The sequence below is a fragment of the Romboutsia sp. CE17 genome, from assembly GCF_012317385.1.
GTDB lineage: Bacteria > Bacillota > Clostridia > Peptostreptococcales > Peptostreptococcaceae > Romboutsia_E.
In genome coordinates, this window is sequence record NZ_CP051144.1 from 1,078,550 (window position 1) to 1,094,621 (window position 16,072).

Below are 16,072 nucleotides of genomic sequence, written 5' to 3' on the forward strand. Positions count from 1 at the left end.
TTAACCTAAAACTAAATTAGTATTCTAAATTAATTAACAATTATATAACATAATTATTTATGAATTATTAATGTAAAAATAGACAATTATATACTTAGATGAATTTAAAATGATTTTGAGTATAAGGAGGAACAATTTTGAGTATAGCAATAAGTATTTTAGGAGGTTTAGGTCTCTTTTTATATGGTATGAATTTAATGGCTCAAGGTCTACAAAATTCTGCTGGTAATAAATTAAAAAGAATAATAGAATTATTAACGAGTAATGTAATTATGGGAGTTTTAGTGGGTGCTGTTGTCACAGCAATTATTCAAAGTTCAAGTGCGACAACCGTAATGGTTGTTGGATTTGTCAACGCAGGAATAATGAACTTAAATCAAGCTATAGGTGTGATTATGGGTGCTAACATAGGTACAACAGTCACAGCTCAACTAGTAAGTTTTAATTTAGAAGGTCTAGCGCCTGTATCTTTAGGTATTGGTATTATATTATATCTTTTTTCTTCTAAAACTACAGTTAAAAACATAGCAGAAATTTTATTAGGATTTGGTATTTTATTTACAGGCATGGAGTTTATGAAAGATGCAGTAAAGCCACTTGCAGAGTATAAAGGATTTACAGATGCCTTAATTAGCTTTGGACATAGACCAATATTAGGATTATTATTAGGATTTGCTATTACAGGTATAGTTCAAAGTTCTAGTGCATCAATGGGGATGCTAATAGCTCTTGCAGCTCAAGGTTTAATACCATTAACATCTGCATTACCTATACTTTATGGTGATAATATAGGAACATGTGTTACATCATTAATATCAAGTATTGGAGCAAGTCGAAATGCTAAAAGAGCTGCAATAATGCATTTACTATTTAATATAATAGGTAGTATATTATTTTTATTGGTATTAAATAGACCTATATCTTATATAGTTACTAAGATTGATCCAAATGACGCAGCTAGACAGATAGCAAATGCTCACACACTGTTTAATTTAATAAATGTAATTTTATTATTACCTTTTTCTAAGTTTATCGTAAAATTAGCTATGAAGATAGTTCCTGATAATAATGATGAAAATGATGAGAAAGCTACAAAATATCTTGATGAAAGAATGCTAGAAACTCCTTCAATAGCATTAGGAAATACAGTTAAAGAAACTTTAAGAATGGGCAGATTTGCTAAAAGTTGTCTTAATTCTTCTATGGATGCATTTATTAATAAATCTGATAAAAGTGTGAGAGAGACATTAGATACAGAAGAGACTATTAATATTTTACAAAAAAGTATACTAAATTATTTATTAAACTTATCAAAAACTTCATTGCCTGATAATTTAGTGGAGTCAGTAGATAATTTGTTTAATACTGTAAATGATATAGAAAGAGTTGGAGATCATTCTGAAAATATAGCAGAATTAGCTACAAAGGCAATAAATGAGAATTTGGATTTATCAAATGAAGGTTTAGAAGAAGTTAAGGAAATGTTTAATATGGTAATAGCTAATTATGAAGGTGCTTTAAAGCTAATTGATAAAAAAGATGAACGATTAGCAGAAGAAATATTAGCTAGAGAAGAAGAAGTAAATAAAATAGAAAAGTCTATACGTATTAATCATATATATAGATTAAATAATGAAAAATGTAGCATTGATTCAGGAATTTTATATATAGATTTAATAACTAATCTTGAAAGAATATCAGATCATAGTGCAAATATTGCTAAAAGGGCACTATACTAAGTATAATAAATGAAAAAAATAGACTAAAAATAATATATAGAAAAATTTACAGGCATGTATATGAGCGTTACAAATTTAAATGGCACAGCTATCGAAACAAATAGCTGTGCTATTTAAATTTGTAACTATGTGATATAATAATAAAAGAGTATTATAAAGGTAAAGGTGGGCTAGGAATGAAAATAGTTAAAGATGCTATATATTCAAAGTATTTTAATTATGATATTGATGAAGATATAATTATTTATGAAGGTAGATTTTGTATTTATCTTGACAAAAAATATAAATGTAATGGAATAATATATTATAAAATGATTTCGCCCATGTCTATTAACTTTGAAGCATCTATAATAAGTGTCCAAGATGAAGTCCTTGACCTTGATTTAGATTATGATAATGCAATACTAGAGGTCTATGGATATAAACCTATATACATAACTATAAATAATATTAGTGATAAAAATATTGACGGTTATGCAAATGATACAAATTTAAAATCTAAAAATACATATGTAGAGTATGTTGATTTCAATATAATAAACTTAAACCAACTACCTGGCAAACTTATTAATTGTAATAACAAAATGTTTGCTGGTAGATTAGAATTTGATGTAAATGAATTTAAAGTTATTATAGATAAAAGGTATGACTATAGAAAAGAGCTAAATGAAGAATTGAAAATTAAATCAGGCAATATAATAACTCATGTAGGCAGAATAATAAAAAAAGATAACAATAAGTTTAAAACTACTAACATTGATGTGATACTAGATAGAATATCAACGGCCCTTAGTTTTATGTGCGGTAGATACGTTGATATATGTGTAGCTAATGGATATAGCAATAATAAAAATGTTTATAGACTATGGAGAGAATCTATTGTAACTCCATTTAAGTTTGTTCCAACATGGAGTGATACAATATCTAATTATTATAATATAGAAAAATACATATCATTGATGTGCAAAAAATTAGAAGATGCTTATTATGAGCCGACTATAAAGCATATCATAGATTGGTACATAGAATCACAAAACAATATAACTTTAGAAAATAATATTATATCAGTTCAGATAGCTCTTGAAACATTATCTTATGTTGTATTAGTAGAATTATATACTATTTTAGATGATGATGAATTTGATAAAAACTCTACATCTCAAAATATACAGTTGCTACTTGATATATGTAAAATACCTCATGGGAAAAAGGAATTATATTTATTTGATGATTGGATAAGAAGTAAATTTGATGATGGTGTTGACTTAGTTATTTATTTTAGAAATAAAATTGTTCATCCAAGTAGAAAGGGAAATAAGGCTAATCTAAGTGTAGATGATATGTGGAATATTATACAAATAGGAACAAGATATATAGAATTAACACTACTTTATATAATAGGATATAAAGGTGAATACTCAAATCGATTAAAGTATAGGTCTTATGGAGAAGTTGAGTTAGTTCCTTGGAATTTAATATAAGGTTATGCTATATATGTTAAATAATATGATTAAATTTATATATTTAGGGTAATTACATGTATTATAATATTAAAGGAGATTTTTTAGTAATGATAAAATTTTATGGATATGCAAAATGTTCAACAGTAAAAAAAGCTAAGAAGTGGCTTAATGAAAATAATATCCCTTTTGAAGATATAGAAATAACGGAAAATCCACCTACGAAATTAGAATTGGAAAAATTATATAAGAGAAGTGGATATGAAATAAAGAAATTTTTTAATACTAGTGGAGTAAAATATAGAGAGTTAGGTTTGAAAGATATTATTAAAACTGAATCAGAGGATAAGCTTTTAGAAATATTATCAAGTGATGGAATGCTTATAAAAAGACCGTTAGTATATGACGATAAAAATATTTTACTTGGATTCAAAGAAGAAGAATGGAAGAATAGTTTATTATAAAAGTAGAATATTTTCTAAAAGAAATATTTATAAAATAAAAAGCATGCCTTAAAATTAAGGCATGCTTTTTATTTTATAGAACTAAAATCATGATATTTTTTTAAAATCTTCGATTTTATTAATCATTTTATTTTTTATATTATCGCTTAATATTATTGATTTTAATTTTGGATTTTCTATATGGTCATAGATAGGATCTAAAAACTCTACTTCAACAGTCATAGAATTTATTTTACCAATAGGCTCATATCCTGAATAAGTTTCTTTAGAGTTTTTTATAACTAAAGGAACAATAGGACAATTAGCTTTGTAAGCTATTTTTAAAGCTCCTGGTCTAAAGTCAGAAACTAAAGCATTTGGGTCCTTAATCCATGTTAAATCACCTTCAGGAAATATAGCCATACTTTGACCACTTATTATATTTTTAGAAGCTTGAATTATGCTTTTAATACCTTCTCTAGTATTTTCTCTATTTATATACACGCACTTTATAAGCTTTGTCCAATGACTTATTATGGGCATATTTTTCCAAATGGGAACATCTGCTATAACAACACCAATAGGTCTATCTACACTGGCAACTAATATAAAACTATCTAGCATACTAGAATGATTTATAACGAATAATACTGGTTCTTTAGGTAACTTATCTTTACCTAAAATATTTAGTTTTATATTTACTAAAGATAATGCTCTTTTTGCGTGCTTATTCAAGAAAGAAAACTTTTCTTTAGCTGAATATTCATTAGGATTTAATTCGAATCTTATCAACTTAGGAATAGCTAAGAGGAAGATTAATATTAAGTATAAGGCAAATTTAATATAATTAAACAATAATTTCAACTCCCTTTAAAATTAATAATCCATTAAATTATTTTATCATAAAATAAATTTATTTACAAATTATATCAATATGAGGTTATATATAATATGAAATTATGAATATAAATAAGACAAGGTAGTTAATTTCTTCTAAGTATATTATTAGTCAATTATAAAAAAATATTAGAAAATTAATTAATAGATAAATTTAAGGGGGAATTTTGTGAGTAGAGAGATAGGAATTAATTATGAAGAAAGGTTTTTAAAAGTTAAAATTAGTGCAACTACTGGGGATAAAATATATTTAAAATTACCAGTTAGTTTTGTAAAAAGGTTAGTAAAAAATAATGCAATAGATTTTTTTAAAGAACAATCTGATATTATAGATAGTCAAAAATTATTAAATATAATGATGAATGCATTTGATTATAATATAGTCGGTGAAATTGCATATATAGAAAGAAAAAATGGAGATAAAATTAGATTTATAGTGGATTGATAAAATGGTATTTATCTAAATGTATATTTAGATAAATACCATTTTATTTATGAGAATTTTATAATAATAAGTAAAAATTAAGTTGACTAAAAAAATATATTTAAATATAATATAGGTAAACCTAATTAATTAAAAGGGTTAACTAAAAATTGGGGGAAATAAATAATGAACTTAAAAACTAATGATATAGTACTTTGTGCTTTATTTGCAGCACTAACTTCTATACTTTCTCAAATATCTATACCACTTCCATTTACAAGCGTACCATTAACAATGCAAATCTTTGCTGTAGCATTAGCGGGCATGGTTTTAGGCGCTAAAAAAGGGTTTATATCTATAGTTATATATTTATTAATAGGAGCTATAGGGTTACCAGTATTTGCTCAATTTAGTGGAGGATTAGGAATAATATTAGGACCAACAGGTGGTTTTTTAATAGGATGTCCATTTATGGCATTAGTTATAGGATATACTACAGAAAGAACAAAATCTATGATCTATATATTTATATCAATGGTATTTGGATTATTTATTGTCTATACAACAGGTACAGTTATATTTTCTATTATAACAAAATCAACTTTATATCAAAGTTTAATTGCATGTGTGTTACCTTTTGTAATAGTAGATTTAATTAAATTAGTTTTAGCTAGTGCTGTAGGTAAAGAGGTTTCTAAAAGGATTAAAACTGGTGTGAAAGTATGTTAAAAATACGCCCATATCATATCTTATGTATGAGAGCATATCAAAGGAGTGGTTATAGCAATGATTTTACACAAAAAATGGATAATATAATAAAAGAAATAAAAGCATATAATAAGTTTCTTAAAACATGTAACAATAACTAGAATATAAATGTAAAAATAGTATATTCTACAGATAGTATATGTGAAAGTTGTCCGAACAAATTAGGAGAAAATAACTGCGAAACTCAATATAAGGTAATTTCTATAGATAGTAAAATGATTAAATATTTTTCTATAAAAGAAGATATACACAACTATAAATATTTAGAAAATCTAGTATATAATAATATTACATAGGTAAAAAATAGCGAGTTTTATATGATACATATATTATATAAAACTCGCTATTTTTTTATTTAACGTTATAATTGATTTATAATATTATTTAAGATATTTTCTAACTCAGGGCTTGTTTCTTTTACTCCAGTATGAGTTATATTAATTATTTCCTTAGTCATAGGAAGCTCTCCTAATAAGTTTAAATTATTGCTAGCTAAGAAATTATTAATTTCTTCACCTTCAAATAATTTTATTTTTTTATTACAATCTGGGCATTGAATATAACTCATATTTTCTATTACACCAATAATATTAATATTTAACATTTTAGCCATATTAACAGCCTTAGCAACTATCATAGAAATCATATCTTGTGGAACGGAAACCATTATAATACCACTTATAGGAAGAGATTGCATTACCGTCATAGCTACATCTCCAGTACCTGGAGGCATATCAATAAGTAAGTAGTCAAGTTCTCCCCAAAGTACATTACTATAAAACTGTTTTACAGCATTTGTAATCATAGGTCCTTTCCAAACTATAGGTTGTTCTTCTGTATCAACCATATAGTTTATTGACATAGTTTTAATGTTATCTTCATTAGCAATAGGGTAGATATCATTACCATTTGACATTGCTCTTTCATTATTCAATCCCATAAGTCTAGGAATGCTAGGACCAGTAATATCTGAGTCTAATATACCTACCTTATATCCATTTTTAGCTAATTGTTTTGCAAGTAAAGTAGTTACAGTTGACTTACCAACTCCACCTTTACCACTCATTACTCCTATAATTTTTTTTATATTATTGTATGGGTGATTAATAATCCCACAACTACTAGCATTTGTATTACAATGTCCTTTAGAAGGACAAGAAGCACAATTTGACATATTTATAACCTCCGATGATACATAATTAATATGTATTTAAATTAATATTGTATTTATACCCTACCAATCAAATTAAAATCATTTATATTAATAATAATTAAAAAATACTAGAAGTTTAGCTTTCAGTATTTTTATTTTCTACAATATATTTTTTAATTCTAATAAAGTGCTTATTTCATATTTAGGAATAAGTGAAGAGTTATTTTTTTTGTTGTTAGGATTAAACCAACAAGTATCTATTCCGGCATTAACGCCACCTTTTACATCGGAAGATAAACTATCACCAATCATAAGTACAGATTCTTTATTAGTATGATTGATTACATTTAAGGCATAATCAAAAATTTTCGGGTCTGGTTTAGCTATTTTAATTTCGTCTGATATAATAACTGCATCAAAATAATCTTTAATAATTGATTTTTTAATTCTTTTATTTTGTACAGAAGTTAATCCATTTGTTATGATAACTATTTTATATTTTTTATAAAGATAAGATAATAATTCTTCTGTTTCTTTATATATAAAAGATGCTTCTGCTAAAAAGTTGACGTACATGTTACTTAATATTTTAGGATCCTGTGATAGATTTATTTTGTCTGCAAATCTTTTAAATCTTTCTATTTTTAATTCGTCAGAGGAAATTAAGTTTTGCTCAAATTCCTTCCAAATGTTATTATTTATTTCTTTATATATTTCAATGCAATAACTTTTCTCTAAATCTGTATCAATAGAGCTCATTAATTTATCTAAAGCAAAATTTTCAGATTTCTTAAAATCAAATAATGTGTCATCCGCATCAAAAAAAAGAACTTCATATTTCATGTCATATCTCCCCTTTACCTAAAAATGTAAATTTTTTATAGAGATATTATATCATATTAGAAGTTCATATTGAAAATATTAGTTATTATTAATATTATTATACTCATTTATTAAAGCTTTTTCTCCAAGCTCTACTAATTTTCTAGTTGCAATTCCTCCGACATAAGGAAATTCATCATTTGAAAAATTATTTAATTCACTAGATATCTCCACTTTATATTGTTCTAAAGCTTTTTTAGCATTTTCATTTATTAACTTATTGTTAATTGTTTTGTTTTCCATATTTACATTCATAAATTTACCTCCTTAATCTATTAGTTATTTTTGTCATTTATACCATTTTTCATACACGGAATAAATAAAATAAGTTGCACAAAAATTATAAAGAATATAAAAATAAAAATAATAAATTTTGAAATAACATTGGAATATAGAGATAAATGGTATATAATAAGATATTAAATAAGTTTATAGAGGTGAAGATATTTGGAATTAAATATTTTAAGTAAACAGATATGGTCTATAAATAAAGATTTCCGTAGATATGCAGAAGATATATTAAAAGAGCATGATATCACTTTAGTTAGTTTGAGATATTTGATTATAATAAAAAAAATGGAAGGTTTAAATTTACAAGATGTAGCAACAGTACTAGATGTAGATAAAGCAATAGTTACTAGAACAGTTAAAAAACTAGTTGATTTAGGTCTTATTGATAAAGTTCAAGATAAAGAAAATAGTAGATCATATAGCTTAAATTTGACTGAAAAAGGGAATTGTACTGTTGATGATATCAAATCTATATTTAAGGATTGGTTTTATTTAGTAACGAAAGATTTTAGTGATGGAGAAAGAGAATTATACACTAATTTTATAGAACGTATTTATGCAAATAGATTTTATAAAGATAATTCATAATAAATATATTGTGTTAGCTAAAATAATTTCCAAAATAAATTAATTATTTTTGACAAGAATAATTTTCTAAAAAAGATTAGTATTTGTAAATTTTATCTAAATACTAATCTTTTTATTATATTTATAGATTATTTTTATATTTTTTTACAAAAAATGCATACTAAGATTGACTTTTTTTTATACAAGATTTACCATGTGAATAAGGAATTATTAGCGAATTACTTTTAATTGTGGAATAAGCAAAATTTTATGCTTAGTTTATATTTTTTATCTTTGTAAACTTGTCATATTTTTCTTATCTAGAGTAATCATTATCAATATAAATTTTATATTTTAGGGGGATTATTATGAAAGACAACAAAAATCTTATGAAAGCAATGTTAGTAGCACTTATTATTGTTATAGCTTGTGAGTTAATAGGTGAGTACACGATTAATTTAGGGGCTGTATCACTAGTTTTATTCCCTATGCTATATGCAGTTATAGTAGGAATTATAATTACACCTGATTTATTAGGTAAAAAAATCAAAGTATTAAAGAGCATTATAAATGAAAAAGAGATCAATATAGCTGGTGATGTAGTTGGTATAGCACTTGTTTTACTAGGGATAAAGTATGGAACAACAGTTGGACCAAACCTGGAAAAAATAATACAAGCAGGGCCTGCTTTTGTAGCTCAGGAATTTGGTCATATTCTTGCACCAATAATAGCTCTGCCTTTAGCTTTATTACTAGGATTTAAAAGAGAAGCTATTGGTGCTTGTTCTAGTATAAGCCGTGAGACTGCATTAGGTGTTATATCTGAAAAATATGGTATAAGCTCTCCAGAGGGAAGCGGTGTTTTAGGAACATATTTGATGGGAACAGTTTTGGGAACTATCTACTTTTCTATATTAGGCTCAGTTTCTATATATACAGGTCTTCATCCATATGCATTAGGTATGGCAACTGGGGTTGGGAGTGGTAGTATGATGACAGCTGCTTCTGCTGCTCTTTCAAAAGTTCCAAATATAGCAGCTGATCCTGAAATGGTTGATACCATACTTTCATATGGTGCTACAAGCAATATGATGTCCAGTATAACAGGGTTAATTTTCTTAGTATTTATAACTTTACCATTCACTAATAAGTTATATGCTATATTTGAGCCAAAGCTAGGTAGAAAAAACAAAGAAAATGATGAAATAGCATAATAGAGAGGGGTAATAATCATGTTTGGAAAAATAGATTTTAAACGAACGTCATACCAATTAATTATAATGTTAATGGTTGGGGCTATGATATTATTAGGTCAATTTATAAGTAAAGGAATCGCGATAACTACAGCACTTCCTGGTATGTTAATGATGATTGTAGCTGCAATGATAGCTATGATATTAAAAGATTTATTCCCAAAATCAATATTCCCTGCATTTGGATTTGCAACAATAATAGGTCTATTATTAAGTATACCTGGTAATCCAATATCAGATGTATTTAATGAACATATAGCTAATATAGACTTTATGGCAATAACTACTCCGCTACTAGCATTTGCAGGTTTATCTGTTGGTAATAAAATAGAAGAACTAAAGAAAATGTCTTGGAAGATAGTTGTTATATCATTAGTAGTGTTTACTACAATATTTTTTGCTTGTGCTTCTATAGCTCATATAGTATTAAAGATTCAAGGTGTTATATAAAATATTAAATTATTTTTGTAGATAACTATTAATATAAGTTAATTAAACTTAGGGGGTATATTATGAACAAACATCAATTAAAAGAATTAGTTATAAAATCAATAGATGATAATCGAGAAAAAATACTTGAGGTAGGGCGAGGAATATATAAAAATCCAGAATATGGATATAAAGAATACAAAACCACAGAAGCTGTAGTTAATTTCTTACAAGGAGAGCTTGGATTAGAGGTTGAGAAAAATATAGCCGTTACTGGATGCAAGGCTATTACTAATAAAGAGAAAAAAGGTCCTCATATATCTATATTAGGAGAATTAGATGGAATATCTTGTAAAGAACATAAAGATTCTAATGAAATAGGTGCCTCTCATACATGCGGCCATAATATACAAATAGCTGGTATGTTAGGAGCTGCAATAGGTTTAGTTAAAAGTGGTGTTTTAGATCATTTAGATGGTAAAGTTTCTTTCATGGCCACTCCAGCTGAAGAATTTATAGAATTAGAATACAGACAACAATTAAAAGATAAAGGTGAAATAACTTACTTTGGTGGAAAACAAGAACTTGTTAAAAAAGGATACTTTGACGATATAGATATATCTATGATGTTCCATTCTATGGATATGGGAGATAACAAAGCTTTAGTTGGTCCTGAAAGTAACGGATTTATAGGAAAGAAAGTTCAATTTATAGGTAAAGAATCTCATGCAGGTTCTGCTCCTCATGAAGGTGTAAATGCATTAAACGCTGCAATGCTTGCTATAAACAATGTAAATGCTTTAAGAGAGACTTTTAAAGAATCTGAAAGAGTTAGATTCCATCCAATCTTGACTAAAGCTGGTGATATAGTTAATGTTGTTCCTGCTGATGTTCAAATGGAATCATATGTTAGAGCTAGAACTATAGATGGAATGATTGATGCTAGTGAAAGAATAAATAAAGCTCTAATTGCTGGTGGTATGGCTGTTGGTGCTGAAGTTGTGATAACTGAAATACCAGGATACTTACCAATATTACGCTATAGAAGCATGGATGACTTATTCTTTAACAATCTTGTTGAGTTAGGAATAGAGAAAGAAAAAATAGTTGATGGTGGAGACTTTACTGGTTCATTCGACTTAGGTGATATATCTCACTTAATGCCTACTATGCACCCTATGATAGGTGGGATTAAAGGCGCTCTTCACACTAGAGATTTTGAAATAATAGATGAAGATTTAGCATATATAGTCCCTGCTAAATCAATGGCTATGACTGTAATAGACTTATTATTTGATGATGCTAAAGAAGCTAATAACATATTATCTGATTTTACTCCAGTTATGACTAAAGAAGAATATTTAGGATTCCTAGAAAAACATGACAGAACTATATAATATATAAAATTAAATGATTATAATAGTTCGTAGCAAATTCTTTCCTTTAGATTAATGATGATAATTTTAGAGTATTATATTTATTAAAGATTTATTATTATAAAATATAAATAAAAAGATACTATCCTAAATTTAGGATAGTATCTTTTTTTAATGTGATAATCTGAAAGTTTCACAACTTGCATTTTCAAAATTTATATCAACATGGCTAGCATTACAAGCCCCATTAATATTATATGTACAATTAGTAGCGCTACAAGATATATCTTGAGTACTAGTCAAATTACTTTTTTCAGAATAATTTGAAAAAGTAAAAGAAGATTTATCCTTAAAGCTGTCACAATAAGTTTCTGGAGTTACAGCGGCTTCATAGCCTTCTACCTTTATATGAGATGCGAAACAGTTAAAGTTTTTGTTATAAGCACAATTATAAGCTTGACAATTTAAATTACTATTCATAATAACCTCCTAGATTAAATTATATTAATATTATGCTAAAAATAACAAAATTTAATCTAGTAAAATAAATTTATTTTATCCTAGTATATTAATAAATAAAATAATACAAGGCATTGTAAATACATCTAGTAAAAAAGCACCGACTAGAGGAACTACTAAAAAAGCTTTTTCCGAATATCCATATTTTTGGCTAATAGATGTCATATTAGCAAGTGCATTAGGTGTAGCACCTAGGCCATGGCCAATAAGACCGCTGATTATAATAGCAGCATCAAAGTTTTTACCTAAAACTTTAAAGCATATGAATATAGAAAACCATACTATAAAGATAACTTGACAAAATATTATAAATAAAATAGGTCCAAATAGGTTAGATAATTTTAATAAATCTATACTCATTAATGCCATAGTTAAAAACATACCTAAAGATAGTTCACTTAAAAAATCTAAAAGTTGTAGATCTATTTTAATTATATTAAACTTGTCATTTAAATTTCTAATAACTACAGCAATAAACATAGAACAAACTACATTAGGTAATGTTATGTCTGTTATATTATAAATTAAATTTGTCAAAAAATCACCAATAGTCATACATAATAAAACTATTAAAAACTGCTCAAAAAATAAATATGGTGTTAATCCATAGTATGATTTTGAAATACCAAGAGGTGTACTTTTTATTAAAGACTTTTGTTTATTATTATAGCTAGGTTTTAATTTGTATTTTACAATGAGATATTTAGCAACAGGACCTCCTAGAATTCCTCCTAGTATTAAACCTAAGGTTGCACAAGCAATACCAACACTGGAAGCATTATTTATTCCTAATTTTTCTATAGTAGCTCCAAAGGCAGCAGCATATCCATGTCCGCCTTCCATAGAGATTGTTCCACACATAAGACCTAGCAAAGGGTTTATTTTGCAGACTTTAGATAAAATTACTGTTAATATATTTTGACAATAAGCTAAGATGCCACATAAAATCCAGTACTTAATTAGTAGTGTACCACCTTTTTTTATTAGTGAAAAGCTTACACCTAAACCTATTGCTGTAAAGAAGAAAGACATAAAACTAGGCATTAGGTTTGTATTCATAGAAATTTTAATTAAACTTAAAGAATTAAGTATTAAATATAAAATTGAAAAAAGCAAACCTCCAATAACTGGAGATGGAATACAAAAATTGTTAAATATCTTAATTTTGTTTTTTATTATAGATCCTATTAAAAATAGGACAATTGCAAGTATTAATGTATACGATGAGGTAAGGCTTATATTAAACAAAAAATTTCCCTCCTTATAATATAATAGTAGTACTAAATATATATTAAAATATAAGGACAAATATTATAAAGTAAAAGCTAAAAATACAATATGAAATAGTAAAACAGTTTTTCAAGTTTAAATAATATATTTTAATTCACATATTAAATTTTTAATTTTGTATATAATTGAATTTTCGTAAAAAAGAATACAAAAAAATGTAATAATATGGTAATATATACGTATGTTAAATTTTTTATGGAGAATCATAACAAATGTTGAGAAAAAAAATAGATTGTTTTGTGGAAGATATATGCAAATACAATAACTTTACACAAGAGAAAACAGAAGAAATACAGTACGTAATGAGATTAATGATGTATGAGATACTCAAAATTATAACTATAATAATTATATTTTCTATGTTTGGATATTTTAAAGAGGTAGTTTTAATTATATTTACTATGGCATGTGTAAAACCATTTACAGGAGGGTATCACGAGACATCACAAAAGAGATGTTTAATTGCTACTACAATACTATGCTGTTTAACTATATTAATAGCAAAAAACAGCAATTTAAATCTTGTAAGCACTATATTGATAAGCATTATAAATATATTCTGCATATATCATCAAGCACCTATAATAAATAAATGTATGCCTATAACAAAACCAAGTTTAATAAAGAAAAATAATAAAATAGCATTAGTTAATTCTATAATCTTATCTATGATTTCTATATTTATAATTAAATATGGAGTTTATAGCAATATAATAACATGGACATTAACAATTAATGTTTGCTTAATGTTCAATTCAAAAAAACATGGGGAGGAATAATAATGAAAAAATTAATGGGGAGCATAATGGCTATGATGTCAATACTTATAATAAGTAATGAGGCAGCATCTGTAGTAGCAATAGGTGTAGAGGATATGCCTAAATCGTTAAAAGAAAAAAGATAGTTAATAATGAATTTTTTTACTGATTTATTAAATACTGTTATACAAGTTTTTATAATGACTTACTTCCCATATTATTTTTTGATTACTAATAAAGATATAGATGATAAATATGGAAAAAAGAGTTTAGTTATAAGTAGTATAAGTATATTTGTAACATGTATTTTAGCTACAAGTATATTTAAAAACAGTAATATAACTTCTACGTCAATAACAATAATAACTCTAATCATTATATGTATAATCTACAAGAGTGTATACAAAAAAGCATTAATAGCTTATTCAATAGCATATTTATTAATACAGATTATAGCTATTTTAGCTACTAGTATATTCTGGCCTATAATAAGTAATATAACCAATGATGTAGAATTATCTAGATTATTAGGAATATATATTCCAGCTATGATTTTAGAGTTACTTATTATAAAAAATAAAGACAATGTGAAGATAATATATGAGAGCCTTACTAAAAGGAGAGCATCACTTGGAATTGTTTTTATGCTTGTTATATCGATGGATTTTATAGCTAGTATTTCTATGATATTAAATGGATGGGCTAATGTAGTTTTAACTAATGTATTGATACTGCTGATTGTTATATTTATAATATGTATTTCAGTTTATATGAATAGCATGGATAAAAAATATAAAGAAATTAATAGATTGAACAACTTATTAATTGATAAAAATAATGAGCTGAAAAAAATAAAGCATGACTATGGCTCTCAAATATCATATATTAATGGTTTATATGTAATGCAACAATATGATAGATTGGGAGAAATGTTAAAAAATATAATAAATGGAAACGCTGAGGTATCATCTTGTGTAAAATATATTACTAATAGAGGCTCTATTATATCTAATGTAGTTGAGTCATTAGATTTAAGAGATATACATGTAGTTGTAGATGAGGAGTTTGATTCTAATCTAATAGATATTAGTGAGTATGAGTTACATAAAATAGTATCAAATATTTTAAGTAATGCAATTACAGCATTAGAAGGTAAGGGATTAATAATTATAAAAACATATAAAATATTTAATAGTGTTTATATAAGTATTAAAAATAATGGACCTCAGATAGATCAAAGCATACTAGATAGTATATTTGATACAGGTTTCACTACAAAGACTAATAAAGATGGAAGTCATGGATATGGCTTACACATAGTTAAAGAAATTGTAGAAAATAATAATGGAAAAGTACATGTAAGTAGCAATGAGGAATATACTGACTTTAAAGTTATATTTTTTAATCAAAAAGATAGAATATAATTTTGAAATTGAATAGACTTATTAAATTAATGCTACTAGATATTTCAGCAAGGGCTGTTTAGAATCAATATAAAAGTCTCTGTTTTAAATTATGTTGATATTTGAGTAAAAAAGTGGACAGTTTAATTTGTCCACTTTTTTAGCAATATTTTAAACTTATTAATCTAAATCTAATAATTAAATTGAAATTTGTATCATATTGACATTTCTATTTCAAATCCAAATTTATGCAATCAATATCCTACGAGTCAAAAGTTACTAACTAAGCAATTATTACAAGATACTAAGTTTGAATTAAAGTTTGTTCTTATGCTACATGAACAAACTTAATAAAGAAGCTCAAGTGGCTTTTAAAAACTCTAATCCTAGTTATATGTTTATAATTTTATAATATAACTT

Annotated in this window: 19 protein-coding genes; 13 read left to right on the plus strand and 6 right to left on the minus strand. The window is 25.9% G+C overall.

Annotation, left to right across the window (positions count from 1 at the left end):
* The first annotated feature begins 137 nt into the window (after positions 1-137).
* From HF520_RS05110 to HF520_RS05120, 3 genes are all read left to right on the plus strand, one after another.
* Positions 138-1,739, plus strand: coding sequence for a Na/Pi cotransporter family protein (locus tag HF520_RS05110; RefSeq protein WP_168573004.1), 1,602 nt, complete (start codon positions 138-140; stop codon positions 1,737-1,739).
* Positions 1,740-1,915: 176 nt separating this feature from the next.
* Positions 1,916-3,220, plus strand: a complete 1,305-nt coding sequence (locus HF520_RS05115; protein WP_168573005.1) for a hypothetical protein — start codon at positions 1,916-1,918, stop codon at positions 3,218-3,220.
* An 89-nt stretch (positions 3,221-3,309) separates the two neighbouring features.
* A complete protein-coding gene (locus HF520_RS05120) occupies positions 3,310-3,663 on the plus strand; it encodes an arsenate reductase family protein (protein WP_168573006.1) in 354 nt (117 codons plus the stop codon).
* Positions 3,664-3,750: 87 nt separating this feature from the next.
* Here the strand turns inward: HF520_RS05120 and HF520_RS05125 are convergent, their stop codons facing one another.
* Positions 3,751-4,497 (minus strand): lysophospholipid acyltransferase family protein, encoded by a 747-nt coding sequence (locus HF520_RS05125; protein WP_168573007.1) that lies wholly within the window; start codon positions 4,495-4,497, stop codon positions 3,751-3,753.
* 211 nt (positions 4,498-4,708) lie between these two features.
* Between HF520_RS05125 and HF520_RS05130 the strand changes: the two genes are divergently transcribed.
* The 3 genes from HF520_RS05130 to HF520_RS15485 all read left to right on the plus strand — a co-directional run bounded on the left by HF520_RS05130 (position 4,709) and on the right by HF520_RS15485 (position 6,027).
* The gene (locus HF520_RS05130; RefSeq protein ID WP_243155202.1) at positions 4,709-4,984 is read left to right on the plus strand and encodes a hypothetical protein; all 276 of its coding nucleotides are present in this window, start codon (positions 4,709-4,711) and stop codon (positions 4,982-4,984) included.
* 165 nt (positions 4,985-5,149) lie between these two features.
* A complete protein-coding gene (locus HF520_RS05135) occupies positions 5,150-5,692 on the plus strand; it encodes a biotin transporter BioY (RefSeq protein WP_168573008.1) in 543 nt (180 codons plus the stop codon).
* 176 nt (positions 5,693-5,868) lie between these two features.
* Positions 5,869-6,027 carry a DUF1284 domain-containing protein gene (locus tag HF520_RS15485; RefSeq protein WP_442970751.1) on the plus strand — a complete coding sequence of 53 codons (159 nt, stop codon included), beginning with the start codon at positions 5,869-5,871 and terminating at the stop codon, positions 6,025-6,027.
* 65 nt (positions 6,028-6,092) lie between these two features.
* On the opposite strand, the gene HF520_RS05145 is transcribed toward HF520_RS15485, so the two are convergent.
* The 3 genes from HF520_RS05145 to HF520_RS05155 form a co-directional block, all read right to left on the minus strand.
* A complete protein-coding gene (locus tag HF520_RS05145; RefSeq protein WP_168573009.1) occupies positions 6,093-6,905 on the minus strand; it encodes an Mrp/NBP35 family ATP-binding protein in 813 nt (270 codons plus the stop codon).
* A 138-nt stretch (positions 6,906-7,043) separates the two neighbouring features.
* Positions 7,044-7,727 (minus strand): YjjG family noncanonical pyrimidine nucleotidase, encoded by a 684-nt coding sequence (locus HF520_RS05150; protein ID WP_168573010.1) that lies wholly within the window; start codon positions 7,725-7,727, stop codon positions 7,044-7,046.
* 78 nt (positions 7,728-7,805) lie between these two features.
* Entirely contained in the window at positions 7,806-8,021 is a 216-nt protein-coding gene (locus tag HF520_RS05155; protein ID WP_243155203.1) for an alpha/beta-type small acid-soluble spore protein, read from the minus strand.
* Positions 8,022-8,213: 192 nt separating this feature from the next.
* Here HF520_RS05155 and HF520_RS05160 point away from each other — a divergent pair, with 192 nt between their 5' ends.
* The 4 genes from HF520_RS05160 (at position 8,214) to HF520_RS05175 (ending at position 11,703) form a co-directional block, all read left to right on the plus strand.
* Positions 8,214-8,645 (plus strand): MarR family winged helix-turn-helix transcriptional regulator, encoded by a 432-nt coding sequence (locus HF520_RS05160; RefSeq protein ID WP_168573011.1) that lies wholly within the window; start codon positions 8,214-8,216, stop codon positions 8,643-8,645.
* 347 nt (positions 8,646-8,992) lie between these two features.
* Positions 8,993-9,838 carry a DUF3100 domain-containing protein gene (locus tag HF520_RS05165; RefSeq protein ID WP_168573012.1) on the plus strand — a complete coding sequence of 282 codons (846 nt, stop codon included), beginning with the start codon at positions 8,993-8,995 and terminating at the stop codon, positions 9,836-9,838.
* An 18-nt stretch (positions 9,839-9,856) separates the two neighbouring features.
* Positions 9,857-10,327, plus strand: coding sequence for a hypothetical protein (locus HF520_RS05170; protein ID WP_168573013.1), 471 nt, complete (start codon positions 9,857-9,859; stop codon positions 10,325-10,327).
* Positions 10,328-10,389: 62 nt separating this feature from the next.
* On the plus strand, positions 10,390-11,703 hold the full coding sequence (locus tag HF520_RS05175; RefSeq protein WP_168573014.1) for a M20 family metallopeptidase: 1,314 nt from the start codon (positions 10,390-10,392) through the stop codon (positions 11,701-11,703).
* A gap of 150 nt (positions 11,704-11,853) precedes the next feature.
* On the opposite strand, the gene HF520_RS05180 is transcribed toward HF520_RS05175, so the two are convergent.
* Both HF520_RS05180 and gltS read right to left on the minus strand, forming a co-directional pair.
* Positions 11,854-12,162 (minus strand): DUF1540 domain-containing protein, encoded by a 309-nt coding sequence (locus tag HF520_RS05180; RefSeq protein ID WP_168573015.1) that lies wholly within the window; start codon positions 12,160-12,162, stop codon positions 11,854-11,856.
* A 75-nt stretch (positions 12,163-12,237) separates the two neighbouring features.
* The gene (gltS, locus tag HF520_RS05185; protein WP_168573016.1) at positions 12,238-13,449 is read right to left on the minus strand and encodes a sodium/glutamate symporter; all 1,212 of its coding nucleotides are present in this window, start codon (positions 13,447-13,449) and stop codon (positions 12,238-12,240) included.
* Between the two features lie 254 nt (positions 13,450-13,703).
* Between gltS and HF520_RS05190 the strand changes: the two genes are divergently transcribed.
* From HF520_RS05190 to HF520_RS05195, 3 genes are read left to right on the plus strand one after another with little or no spacing between them, the layout of a single operon-like run.
* A complete protein-coding gene (locus HF520_RS05190) occupies positions 13,704-14,270 on the plus strand; it encodes an accessory gene regulator ArgB-like protein (RefSeq protein WP_168573017.1) in 567 nt (188 codons plus the stop codon).
* Between the two features lie 2 nt (positions 14,271-14,272).
* A complete protein-coding gene (locus HF520_RS15325; RefSeq protein WP_256372438.1) occupies positions 14,273-14,395 on the plus strand; it encodes a hypothetical protein in 123 nt (40 codons plus the stop codon).
* 6 nt (positions 14,396-14,401) lie between these two features.
* The gene (locus HF520_RS05195; RefSeq protein WP_168573018.1) at positions 14,402-15,673 is read left to right on the plus strand and encodes a sensor histidine kinase; all 1,272 of its coding nucleotides are present in this window, start codon (positions 14,402-14,404) and stop codon (positions 15,671-15,673) included.
* Positions 15,674-16,072: the final 399 nt, after the last annotated feature.